Source organism: Pseudomonas sp. Irchel 3F6, from assembly GCF_900187595.1.
GTDB lineage: Bacteria > Pseudomonadota > Gammaproteobacteria > Pseudomonadales > Pseudomonadaceae > Aquipseudomonas > Aquipseudomonas siliginis.
Genome location: NZ_FYDP01000001.1, coordinates 1034742 through 1047094 on the forward strand (window position 1 = coordinate 1034742; position 12353 = coordinate 1047094).

A 12353-nucleotide genomic window follows, 5' to 3' on the forward strand; every position below is an offset into this window, starting at 1 on the left:
CCTACTTGCCACCCGTCACATCCAGAAAAGTCCCGGTGACAAACGAAGCCTCCGCGCTGGCCAGCCACAAGATGGCCCGCGCCACCTCTTCCGGCTGACCGCCCCGGCCCATCGGGATCGACTCCTTCACGCGATCCACCCGCCCCGGTTCGCCGCCGCTGGCGTGCATGTCGGTATAGATGTGCCCCGGGCGAATGCAGTTGACCCGAATCCCCTCGCGCGCGACTTCCTTGGCAAAGCCGATGGTGAAAGTTTCCAGCGCGCCTTTCGACGCTGCATAGTCGACGTATTCATTCGGGCTGCCCAAGCGTGCGGAGGCGGAAGAAACGTTGATCACTCCGCCACCTGTGCCGCCGTGCCGGTAAGCCATGCGTTTCACCGCCTGCTGCGCGCACAAGATCGGCCCCAACGCATTGACTGCGAAGATGCGCTGCATGCGTTCGAAGCTGAGGCCCTCCATGCGTGACTGTTTTGCCAGAACGCCTGCGTTATTGACCAGAACGTCGATCCGTCCAAATGAGCGATCGACGGCCGAGAACAGTTCAGCAACCTGCTCGGGGTCAGCACTGTCAGCACGCACCGCGATGCCTTTGCGCCCCAACGCTTCGATATCCGCCACCACCTCAAGAGCGGCAGACTCGTTGGCGACGTAGCTGATGGCGACGTCGTAGCCTTGCGCGGCGGCGAGTCGGGCGGTGGCGGCGCCGACTCCGCGACTGCCGCCGGTGATCAGAATCAGCGGTGCTTGTGAGACTTTATCCATGCGACGTTCTCCTGAGCAGTTGGCCTATGTCAGCCGATGATGATGGCGCCGCTGGCGATGACCACGCATGCCAGCATCCTGCGGACGGTGAGCTTTTCACCGAGGAACAAATAGCCGAGCAATGCCGCGAACAGCACGCTGGTTTCGCGCAGGGCCGACACCGCGCCCAGTGGCGCTTCGTTCATCGCGTAGATAACGATTGCGTAAGCCAGTAAGGAAACCAGTCCGCCGCCCACAGCGGCGAGCATGCCGGGCCGTACGGAAAACAGACTGCGGGCGTCGCGCAGGCCGATATACACCAATGGCATCAACACACCCCACAGGGCGCTCATCCACACCGTGTACGCGAGCGGCGCACCGGAAAGCCTGGCGCCAATGCCATCGACGACGCTGTAGGCGGCGATGAAACAACCGGTGCCCAGCGCATACGGCAGGCTCGGCACCGACAGGCTGCGCCCTCGGAACGCCAACGAAATGATCCCCCCGGACACCAGACCAATGCCGAGCAGTTCGCCGGGGGTTATGGTTTCGCCGGCAAACAGCGCGGCGCCGAGGGTGATCAGCGCTGGCGACGACCCACGGGAAATCGGATAGATCTGCCCTAGATCGCCGACCCGATAGCTGCGCACCAGAAACAGGTTGTAGCCGACATGCAGCAGTGCCGAGAGCAGCGCATACCCCCAGCTCTCAGGTGCAGGCGCGGCCATGAAAAAGGTGGCGATGAGGCAGACGATGGCGATGGCCACGCACATCATCGTCATCGACCAGAGCCGATCGGCGCCACCGCGCAGCAGCGCGTTCCAGCTGGCGTGCAGGAGCGCGGCGAACAGAACGAGGAGTACGAGATGGATTGGCATGCAGCATTCTAAGCATCCCTGGCATCGGCCTTACAGTGAAGTCTCCTCATTACACCGTGAGCAATTGCTCATACTTCAGCGCTGTGCGCTCTGCACCTTCAGCGCTTCACTGAGCAACCATTGACGAAATCTGAGGATGTGCGGCTGGGCTTCGATGCCTTTGGGACAGACGAAATAATAAGCAAGCGGCGAAGTGAACGGCACATCGAACAGCCTCACCAGACGGCCATCGGCGATTTCGTTTTCGACATGGCCGCTGCGCACCAATGCAACGCCCTGGCCGAGCAACGCAGCTTCCACCGTCATGTTGGTGTCACCAAATCTGACGCCTTCGCGCAGCGGTAAAAACTCCAGCCCGACGGACTGAAACCACACCTCCCATTTCGGCGCCAACTCGGCGCCGTCGCGAATGAGTAACGGCATCTGCAGCAACTCGGCGGGACTGCCCGGCCTGCCGACGCGCTGCAGCAGTTCGGGGCTGGCCACGGGAAACACCTGTTCGCCGAAGAGGAACTCTGAATACAGACCGGGGTAATTGCCCTTGCCCAAGCGGATTGCGACATCGGCTTCGCCATTGGCGAAGTGGATGATCTTGTCCGTGGTATCCAGCGACACCAACAGCTCCGGGTGCAGGCGCGACAGATTCGGCAAGCGTGGCAGCAGCCACTTCAACGCGAACGAATAGGTGGTGCTGACAGTCAGGCGAACCCTGTCCTTTTGCTCGCGCAGATCCTCCAGCGTTGCTTCAAGGCTGATGAAAAACTCGCGCACGATCGGCGCCAGCGTCGCCCCCGCTGTTGTAAGGCGCAACGCCTTGCCGCGCTCGAACAATTGCAAGCCCCAGAGTTCTTCAAGGTGCCGGAGCTGATGACTGACGGCGCTCTGGGTCACGTGCAACTCTTGAGCGGCAGCCGTGAACGTCGGATGTCGGGTGGCCACTTCAAAAGCACGCAGGGTCGCGGTCGGGGGCAGGTCGCGCATAAAAATGATCCGGGGACGATAAATGTCAGAGCATGAGGTTGCGCTCATGTTAGAGCGAAACTCCCTTGGTTGCCCGTTCCGCGACATTGGCGTATTGCTCCGGCAAGTGGGCGAGGTGCTGGTAACAGCGAGGTATTTAATCGCCGGATAATCCTCCGCGCGCAGCGTCGGTCGCAATCATTGCAGATCAAGCAACACAGAATTGCCTTCAGGCCGATTGTTAGCCCCCTAACGAAAGGTGCATGCTAGAGGGCTGCCTCGGCGCTTATATCATTCCGAATGATAGTTACCTTTGCTTCATTCGATTCGTGCCATCACACCCGCGCCGAGCATCATCCGCCCATCTTCAATACTTCGGCGGATTGCATCCATGGAACAATCACTCAAACATTTGCGCTTCCCGTTGGCCATGCTGGCCGTACTGGTGATGAGCGCCTGCGGCAAAACTCCGGAGACTGCCGGCGCCCCGCCCGCTGCCAAAGTCAGCGTGGCCAAGGTGCTGGAACAACCGGTCAACGAGTGGGACGAATTTACCGGGCGCCTCGAAGCGCCGGAAACCGTTGAAATCCGCCCACGGGTTTCGGGCCAGATCGATCAGGTCGCGTTCACCGAAGGCGCGCTGGTCAAGAAAGGCGACCTGCTGTTCCAGATCGATCCGCGTCCGTTCCAGGCCGAGGTACGCCGCCTCGAAGCTCTGGTTGCTCAAGCCCGCGCCACCGCCACTCGCAGCGAAAACGAAGCCGCTCGCGGTGAACGTCTGCGTACCAGCAACGCCATTTCCGCTGAACTGGCCGACTCGCGCACCAGCGCTGCCCAAGAGGCCCGCGCCGCCGTCGGTGCTCTGCAGGCACAATTGGACCTGGCCAAACTGAATCTGAGCTTCACCCGCGTGACCGCACCGATCAGCGGCCGCGTCAGCCGCGCCGAAATCACTGCCGGCAACCTGGTGACCGCCGATACCACCGCACTGACCAGCGTCGTCTCCACCGACAAGGTCTACGCCTATTTCGACGCCGACGAACGCGTGTTCCTCAAATACACCCAACTGGCCCGCAACGGCCAGCGTGGCGCCACTACGCCGGTATACATGGGCCTGTCCAACGAAGACGGCAACCCGCACCTCGGCCAGATGAACTTCGTCGACAACCAGGTCAATCCGAAAACCGGCACCATCCGTGGTCGCGCAGTCTTCGACAACGCTGACGGCACCTACACCCCGGGCTTGTACGCACGGCTGAAACTGGTCGGCAGCGGCACCTACAACGCCATGCTGATCAATGACGAAGCCGTGGGCACTGACCTGGGCAAGAAGTTCGTGCTGGTGATGGATGGCGACAACAAGACCGCCTACCGCGCCGTAGAACTCGGTCCGAAGATTGAAGGCCTGCGCATCGTCCGCAACGGTCTGAACAAGGACGACACCATCATCGTCAAGGGCTTGCAACGGGTTCGTCCTGGCTCACCGGTCACCCCTGAGGTGATTCCGATGGCCAGCGAGCAGACCCTCGCCGCCCTCGCTCAACAACGTCAAGCGCTGGAAGCCAGCAACCTGCCCAAAGTTGCCCCTTCCAAGGGTGCATCGGGTTCGGCTGCGAAGCTGGCTGCTACGACCCCACGCGGTTAAGGGACGACAACTCCGATGAATTTTTCCCAATTCTTCATTTCCCGGCCGATCTTCGCAGCGGTGCTGTCGCTGTTGATCCTGATCGCCGGTGCGATCTCGCTGTTCCAGTTGCCGATCAGCGAATACCCGGAAGTCGTGCCGCCGACCGTGGTCGTGCGCGCCAACTTCCCGGGCGCCAACCCCAAAGTCATCGGTGAAACCGTGGCCGCTCCGCTGGAGCAGGCCATCACCGGCGTCGAGAACATGCTGTACATGTCCTCGCAGTCGACCGCCGACGGCAAGATCACCCTGACCATCACCTTCGCCCTGGGCACTGACCTGGACAACGCGCAGGTGCAAGTGCAGAACCGGGTGACCCGGACCGAGCCGAAGCTTCCCGAGGAAGTAACGCGCATCGGTATCACCGTCGACAAGGCATCGCCGGACCTGACCATGGTTGTGCACTTGACCTCACCGGACAAGCGCTACGACATGCTGTACCTGTCCAACTACGCGATCCTCAACATCAAGGATGAGCTTGCTCGCCTCGGTGGTGTCGGTGACGTGCAGTTGTTCGGTATGGGCGACTACTCGCTGCGCGTCTGGCTTGACCCGAACAAGACCGCTTCACGCAATCTGACCGCCACCGATGTGGTGACCGCGATTCGCGAACAGAACCGTCAGGTCGCCGCCGGTCAACTGGGCGCGCCCCCTGCCCCGACCGCGCAAAGCTTCCAGCTGTCGGTCAACACCCAAGGCCGTCTGGTCTCCGAAGAAGAGTTCGAGAACATCGTCATTCGCGCAGGCGACGACGGTGAGATCACTCGCCTGAAGGACATCGCACGCATTGAACTGGGTTCCAGCCAATACGCCTTGCGCTCGCTGCTGAACAATCAGCCGGCTGTAGCGATTCCGATCTTCCAGCGTCCCGGTTCCAACGCCATCGACATTTCCAACGAAGTGCGCGGCAAGATGGAAGAGCTGAAGAAAGGCTTCCCGCAGGGCATGGACTACAGCATCGTGTATGACCCGACGATCTTCGTTCGTGGCTCGATCGAGGCGGTGGTGCACACCCTGTTCGAAGCGCTGATCCTCGTGGTGCTGGTGGTGATTCTGTTCCTGCAGACCTGGCGCGCCTCGATCATCCCGTTGGTGGCGGTGCCGGTATCGTTGATCGGTACGTTTGCGGTCATGCACCTGTTCGGTTTCTCGCTCAACGCCCTGTCGCTGTTTGGCCTGGTACTGGCCATCGGTATCGTGGTGGATGACGCCATCGTCGTGGTGGAAAACGTCGAACGGAACATCGAACTCGGCCTGACGCCGGTCGAAGCGACCAAGCGCGCCATGCGGGAAGTGACCGGGCCGATCGTGGCCACCGCACTGGTGCTGTGTGCGGTGTTCATTCCAGCGGCGTTCATTTCCGGCCTCACCGGGCAGTTCTACAAACAGTTCGCACTGACCATCGCTATCTCGACAGTGATCTCGGCGTTCAACTCGCTGACCCTGTCGCCAGCATTGGCCGCTGTGTTGCTGAAAAGCCACGACGCGCCGAAAGACCGCTTCTCGAAAGTGCTCGACAAGATCTTCGGCGGCTGGCTGTTCCGTCCGTTCAACCGTTTCTTCGACCGTGCCAGTCATGGCTACGTCGGCACCGTGCGCCGGGTTATCCGTAGCAGCGGCATCGCCCTGCTCGTATATGCAGGCCTGATGGTACTGACCTTCTTCGGTTTCTCCAGCACGCCGACCGGTTTCGTACCCGGCCAGGACAAGCAATACCTGGTGGCCTTCGCGCAATTGCCGGATGCCGCGAGCCTGGATCGCACCGAAGACGTGATCAAGCGTATGTCCGACCTCGCGCTGAAACAGCCGGGCGTGGAAAGCGCCGTAGCGTTCCCGGGCCTGTCGATCAACGGTTTCACCAACAGCCCGAACGCCGGCATCGTCTTCGTGACGCTGAAACCGTTCGACGAGCGTAAAGCCCCGAGCATGTCCGCCGGCGCGATTGCCGGCGCCTTGAACGGCCAGTACGCGAACATTCAGGAAGCGTACATGGCGATCTTCCCGCCACCGCCGGTACAAGGTCTGGGCACCATTGGTGGTTTCCGCCTGCAAATCGAAGACCGGGGCAACCTGGGCTACGACGAGCTGTACAAAGAAACCATGAACATCATCAACAAAAGCCACAACGTGCCGGAACTGGCCGGTCTGTTCACCAGCTACACGGTGAACGTGCCGCAGGTCGATGCCGCCATCGACCGTGAAAAAGCCAAGACCCACGGCGTGGCCGTCAGCGATATCTTCGACACCCTGCAGATCTATTTGGGTTCGCTGTATGCCAACGACTTCAACCGCTTCGGGCGCACCTATCAGGTCAACGTTCAGGCTGAACAGCAGTTCCGTCTTGAGTCCGACCAGATCGGTCAGCTGAAAGTACGCAACAACAAAGGCGAAATGATCCCGCTGGCGACCTTCATCAAGGTCAGCGACACCTCGGGACCGGATCGCGTGATGCACTACAACGGCTTCATCACCGCTGAAATCAACGGTGCCGCAGCCCCGGGCTACAGCTCTGGCCAGGCGGAAAAAGCCATCGAGAAACTACTCAAGGAAGAACTTCCGAACGGCATGACCTATGAGTGGACCGACCTGACCTACCAGCAGATTCTGTCCGGCAACACCGCGCTGTTCGTGTTCCCGCTCTGCGTACTGCTGGCGTTCCTGGTGCTCGCCGCCCAATACGAAAGCTGGAGCCTGCCACTGGCGGTGATCCTGATCGTACCGATGACGCTGCTGTCGGCCATCACCGGTGTGATCATTTCCGGCGGTGACAACAACATCTTCACCCAGATCGGCTTGATCGTACTGGTGGGACTTGCCTGTAAAAACGCGATTCTGATCGTCGAGTTCGCCAAGGATAAACAGGAAGAAGGCCTCGATCCGCTCGCTGCGGTGCTGGAAGCCTGCCGCCTGCGTCTGCGGCCGATCCTGATGACCTCCTTCGCGTTCATCATGGGTGTGGTGCCACTGGTGTTCTCCAGCGGTGCCGGTGCCGAAATGCGTCACGCCATGGGTGTGGCGGTGTTCTCCGGGATGCTCGGGGTGACCTTCTTCGGTCTGCTGCTGACGCCAGTGTTCTATGTACTGATCCGTAACTTTGTCGAACGCGGCGAGCAGCGCAAAGCAGCCAAGGCGCACACTCTTCAAAAGCCACTGGAGGCGCAACAATGAGTCTGAAAGTCTTCCTGCCGAGTCTGCTGGTGCTGGCCCTCAGCGCCTGCGCCGTCGGCCCCGACTACAAGACCCCAGCCACGGAGGCGGCCAACATCACGACCGCCACCGACGGCGCCGCCGGGCAAAAGAACTTCGACCGTTCGAAATTCGAAGGCGTCTGGTGGCAACAATTCGATGATCCGACTCTGAACCAGTTGGTGAGCCAGTCGCTGCAAGGCAACCGTGAACTGCGCGTGGCGTTCGCCCGCTGGAAAGCCGCCCGGGCGATCCGCGACGACGCCAGCAATGACGCGATGCCGACCATCACCAGCCGCGCCAGCAGCGACCTGGGCAAGGGCCAGATTCCCGGCCAGACCACCAACCGGGTCAATAGCGAGCGCTATGACCTCGGTCTGGACATGGCCTGGGAGCTCGACCTGTTCGGCCGCATCCAGCGCAATCTGGAAGCCAGTGACGCCGACCAGCAGGCCGCCGAAGCCGATCTTTACCAGTTGCAAGTCACCATGATTGCCGAACTGGTCGACGCCTACGGTCAACTGCGCGGCGCTCAGCTGCGGGAAAAAATCGCCGTGGCCAACCTCAACAACCAGCAGGAGTCGCGCAAGATCACCATCAGCCTGCGTGACGCCGGTGTCGGTGATCAGCTCGATGTCGAACGCGCCGATGCGCGTCTGGCCAACGTCGAAGCCACGGTGCCGCAGCTGCAGGCGGAACAGGTTCGGCAGAAAAACCGTATCGCTACCCTGCTCGGTGAGCGCCCGGACAAACTGACCGTTGATCTGAGCCCGAAAGATCTGCCGGCCATCGCCAAGGCGCTGCCGATCGGTGATCCGGGTGAACTGCTGCAACGTCGTCCGGACATTCTCAGCGCCGAACGGCAATTGGCTTCGGCCACTGCGCGCATCGGCGTGGCCAAGGCCGACCTGTTCCCGCGGGTCAGCCTCAGCGGCTTCCTCGGCTGGACCGCCGGACGTGGCTCGCAGATCGGTTCGTCGGCAGCCAACGCCTGGGCACTCGGCCCGAGCATCACCTGGGCTGCGTTTGACCTCGGCAGCGTCCGCGCCCGTTTGCGCGGTGCCGATGCTGACGCCGAAGGCGCGCTGGCCAACTACGAGCAACAGGTGCTGCTGGCGCTGGAAGAATCGGAAAATGCCTTCAGCGATTACGGCAAGCGTCAGCAACGTTTGATCTCGCTGATCCGTCAGAGCGAATCGAGTCGCAAGGCCGCTGATCTGGCAGAAATCCGTTATCGCGAAGGCACCACCGATTTCCTCGTCCTGCTCGACGCCCAGCGTGAGCGCCTGAACGCCGAAGACAGTCAGGCACAGGCCGAAGTCGAGCTGTATCGCGGCATCGTCGCGATCTACAAGGCCCTCGGCGGTGGCTGGCAACCGGAGACAGTTGCCAGCAAGTAAAGGTTGTTAAAGAGCTCCTTTGGTTGGCCGCAACCAACCAAATTTTTTGCCCCGCGTATCATTCGGTCGCGGGGTTTTTTTATGCCTGTTTGCAGCACTGGGATTTTTTGTGGGAGCGAGCCTGCTCGCGAAAGCGTCAGGTCAGACATATCAGCGGTGGCTGATACTCTGCCTTCGCGAGCAGGCTCGCTCCCACAATGGATCAGCGGTGATCCTCCAGGACGGTGACAGTGGCGGTGGTACCGGCGCGCAGGCGATGCTTGCCGGCAAAGTCACCATCAATCCCAATGCGCACCGGCACCCGTTGCGCGAGCTTCACCCAGGTGTAACTCGGGTTGATGTTTGCCAGCAATCGGCTGCCGGGCGCGTTTTCGCGGTCGGCGATGGCGAAGGCGATGCTTTCCACTGTGCCGCCGAAGCGCTCACCACTCATCAATTGAATGCGTACCCGATCACCCTCCGCGATTCGCGGCAGCTTGGTTTCTTCGAAATAGCCGCTGACGTAGAACGAATCACTGTCGACCAACGCCAGCAGTGCCCCGCCCGCCTGTGCGTAATCACCCTGGCGGGTAAGCAGGTTGGTGACATAACCGCTGACCGGCGATTCGACGCGGGTGCGCTGCAAGTCCAGTTCAGCCTGGGTCAGCGCGGCAATTGCCAGTTGCACATTGGCCTCGGCCAAGCCGAGGTTGGCCTGATTGCGCAACAGATCCGCCTGGGCAACCGCCACGTCGGTACTGGCCTTCTCCCATTCTTCACCGGAAATGGCGAAGCCTTGCTTCAGCGTACGTCGCCGGCGCTCCTCGCTCTGGCGTTGCTTGAGCAACGCTTCACTGGCGACGATTGCCGCTTGCGATTGCCCCAGCGAAGCCTTGGACACTTCAACCGAGCGTCGGGCATGCTCGACCGCCAGTTGATAGCGCGCCGGATCGATCTCCAGCAACAATTGACCTTTGTCGACATGCTGGTTGTCCTGCACCGCCAGTTTGACGATACGCCCCGAAACATCCGCCGACAGCGTCACCACATCCGCCCTCACCCGAGCATCCCGTGTCCACGGCGCGCGGGTGTAATACTCCCAGGCAAACCAGCCGAGGACGATCGCCAGGATCACCACTGCCACGGTCATCATTCGTGCAACTAGTGCTTTCAAGACATCAGGCTCCCATCAACAGAATCAGCGTGGCGCAGACACAGGCGTACAGCGCGCCTTCGAACAGCGCTTCATGCCAGACCAGGCGCAGTACGCCCAGGCGGCGCAAGCACCAGTCCAGCAACATGAAAATCGGGATCGCCAGTAACAGAGCCTGGGCAATCGGCGGCAGATAAACCCCGCCAATTTCGAAATCAATGGGCAAGTTGCGGTTCTCCTTCCAGACCTTGAGGTTGCAAATGTTCGCCGTGGCGCTCGAGGAACGACACCACAATCAGCAGCGCCACACGCATGCGAAAAACCGACCATAAATGTTCATGGCTGGCGGCGTGCAGCTCGTCCAGCTGATCTCCGAGTTGGTGCAACGTCGCCAGCAGCGCCGGCAGCTGCACATCCGCGCGTCCGGCAACCAGGCGACCGGTCTTGCGTAACGCCGATGCCAGGCGCTGGCTGAACGCATCGGTGAGTAACGCGTTGTTCTGCGCCTGCTGCCTCAGCTGATGCATGGCCACGCCCAGGGCTACGCAAGCCAGGCTGATTTCATACAAGCGTTGCATGGCGCGATCGTTTGCCGCTGGCAGCAGGCCGAGCATGCTGGTCAGGCGATCGGTCATCCGACTCTCGAAGGCGAATTGTTGTTCATCGGTGGCCGGCATTTTGCTCAGTTGGTACACCTGCTCCCGCGCTTCGCCGTACAGGCGCCGGATGCGCAAGCCCGGGCGGAACGGGAAGATCAGCGAATAAACGATCAGGGCCAGCATCGCTGCACTGACGTAGGCGCCGGCGAATTCGAACCATTGGATCGCCGTATTCTGCCCAGTGCCGGTATTTTGCGGCCCGAGCATGAGGAAACTGGACAGGCCAAGGCCCATGCCGATACCGGCGGTGGCCGGACTGGAAATGCCCACGGCAATGGCATACAGCAGCGGCGCCAGCAGCAAGGCCAGCAGCTCGAAATCACTGATCGCGGGCACCAGCATGAATTGATAGAACGCCGACACTACCAGCGCCAGACCCAAGCCTCGCGCATAGCTTTGCGCAGCCATCAGCGGACGCGGAAACGTCGCCATCAGCGAGCAGAGAATCCCCACCAGAATCATTCCGCCGCGCGCGCCATCCCACGCCGTTTCGATCCAGATCAATCCGCTGACCAACAGCGCGGTAAAGGCGCGAATGGCGTTCATCGAGGCCAGGGTGAAATCCAGATGCAACGGACTGCTCTGGCCGCGATAGACGCAACTGGCCGGGCGCCCTTCCTGAATGGCGTCGCTCAGTTCGAGAATCTGCTCCAGTTGCTGCAGCAGGCGCGCCTGCTCCCAACGCAGCGCCCAGGCCAGTGAACGCAGGGCCGCACTCATGTTCTCGGTCTGCTGCTCGGCCTTGTACGCCAACGCTTCGAACTGTTGCTGCAAGGTGACGAAACGTTGCCGGTCCGCGCCAGACAGCGCACGACCCTGTTGCGCCAGTTGCTCAAGCAACGCCAGTTCCTCGGCCCGCAGTTGCTGCACCTCCAGCGGCAGATCGCCCTCCCAGCGTTCGATGAGCAATTCGCGCTGATGCCGTAGCGCGGTCAGTCGCGACGTCAGCAGCATCAGTTGATTGCCGAGCAGCAACACCAGATTGTCGGCATCGCGCAAACGTGGGGCATCGAAATACAAATGGCGCCGCAACCCCTCCAATGCGCTGATCTCGCCGAGCAGTTGCATCTGCCGACGCTGAAAATCGGCTTCGCTTTCTTCCGTGCGAAGCACTTCGGCGGCGTGGCTGGCGGCCAGTTTGATCACCTGATCGATTTTGGCGAAATAACCTTTGGCCACTGCTTCAGGCCGGGCTGTGAGCAGGCTCACCACGCACACGCAGGCAACGGCCAGCAGGGTTTCGGTGACGCGGGTGACCGCTAGCAAAAACGTGCCTTCCTGGTCCGGGATCGCCAGCAAGGCCACCACCACCGCGGTGTAGCCACTGAGCACGAACGCCTGGGAACTGGTGTAGCGCAGCAAGGTGCCGCCCGCTGTGCACAGCGCCAGCCACAACGCCAATGTCGTGATGAACGGCAGCGGCGCCTGAGGGAAAATCGCCATGATCAGCACCGCCACCGCGGCACCCACGGTGGTGCCGATTACCTGGCCGAAACTGCGCGCCAGTGCCATCCCTGCCAGTGGCTGGCTGACGATCACCACGGCCATGATTGACCATTTGGGCTGTTCGAGATCGAAGATAAACGCCAGATAAAGCGTCAACAGCCCGGCGGCGATGGTCCGCAGGGCAAACAGCAGAACACCCTGACCGGGATGGATCAAAGCCTTGAAATAGGTGTACAGCGCAGACATGGGCACTCTCTTTAAAACGA

9 protein-coding genes are annotated in these 12353 nt (G+C 61.2%); 3 read left to right on the forward strand and 6 right to left on the reverse strand.

Annotated features, from left to right (window positions below):
* Window position 1: 1 nt before the first annotated feature.
* The 3 genes from CKW30_RS04545 to gcvA all read right to left on the reverse strand — a co-directional run bounded on the left by CKW30_RS04545 (window position 2) and on the right by gcvA (window position 2601).
* Complete coding sequence (locus CKW30_RS04545) at window positions 2-763, reverse strand: SDR family oxidoreductase (protein WP_095180097.1); 762 nt, start codon at window positions 761-763, stop codon at window positions 2-4.
* 29 nt (window positions 764-792) lie between these two features.
* Complete coding sequence (locus CKW30_RS04550; RefSeq protein WP_041480272.1) at window positions 793-1620, reverse strand: DMT family transporter; 828 nt, start codon at window positions 1618-1620, stop codon at window positions 793-795.
* 75 nt (window positions 1621-1695) lie between these two features.
* Window positions 1696-2601 carry a transcriptional regulator GcvA gene (gene gcvA / locus CKW30_RS04555; RefSeq protein ID WP_076562754.1) on the reverse strand — a complete coding sequence of 302 codons (906 nt, stop codon included), beginning with the start codon at window positions 2599-2601 and terminating at the stop codon, window positions 1696-1698.
* Between the two features lie 370 nt (window positions 2602-2971).
* Here gcvA and mexE point away from each other — a divergent pair, with 370 nt between their 5' ends.
* From mexE to CKW30_RS04570, 3 genes are read left to right on the forward strand one after another with little or no spacing between them, the layout of a single operon-like run.
* Window positions 2972-4225 (forward strand): multidrug efflux RND transporter periplasmic adaptor subunit MexE, encoded by a 1254-nt coding sequence (mexE, locus tag CKW30_RS04560; protein ID WP_095180098.1) that lies wholly within the window; start codon window positions 2972-2974, stop codon window positions 4223-4225.
* 15 nt (window positions 4226-4240) lie between these two features.
* Window positions 4241-7432, forward strand: a complete 3192-nt coding sequence (locus CKW30_RS04565; protein ID WP_095180099.1) for an efflux RND transporter permease subunit — start codon at window positions 4241-4243, stop codon at window positions 7430-7432.
* Entirely contained in the window at window positions 7429-8850 is a 1422-nt protein-coding gene (locus CKW30_RS04570) for an efflux transporter outer membrane subunit (RefSeq protein WP_095180100.1), read from the forward strand. Before CKW30_RS04565 ends, CKW30_RS04570 begins: the two co-directional genes overlap by 4 nt.
* A gap of 202 nt (window positions 8851-9052) precedes the next feature.
* Here CKW30_RS04570 and CKW30_RS04575 read toward each other — a convergent pair whose 3' ends face one another.
* Genes CKW30_RS04575 through CKW30_RS04585 form a run of 3 tightly spaced genes read right to left on the reverse strand, consistent with a single transcriptional unit; the run spans window position 9053 to window position 12333 of the window.
* Entirely contained in the window at window positions 9053-9982 is a 930-nt protein-coding gene (locus tag CKW30_RS04575) for a biotin/lipoyl-binding protein (RefSeq protein ID WP_371857526.1), read from the reverse strand.
* 25 nt (window positions 9983-10007) lie between these two features.
* The gene (locus CKW30_RS04580; RefSeq protein WP_016774855.1) at window positions 10008-10208 is read right to left on the reverse strand and encodes a DUF1656 domain-containing protein; all 201 of its coding nucleotides are present in this window, start codon (window positions 10206-10208) and stop codon (window positions 10008-10010) included.
* Window positions 10198-12333, reverse strand: a complete 2136-nt coding sequence (locus tag CKW30_RS04585) for an FUSC family protein (RefSeq protein WP_095180102.1) — start codon at window positions 12331-12333, stop codon at window positions 10198-10200. The genes CKW30_RS04580 and CKW30_RS04585 overlap by 11 nt, the downstream gene beginning before the upstream one ends.
* Window positions 12334-12353 lie beyond the last annotated feature (20 nt).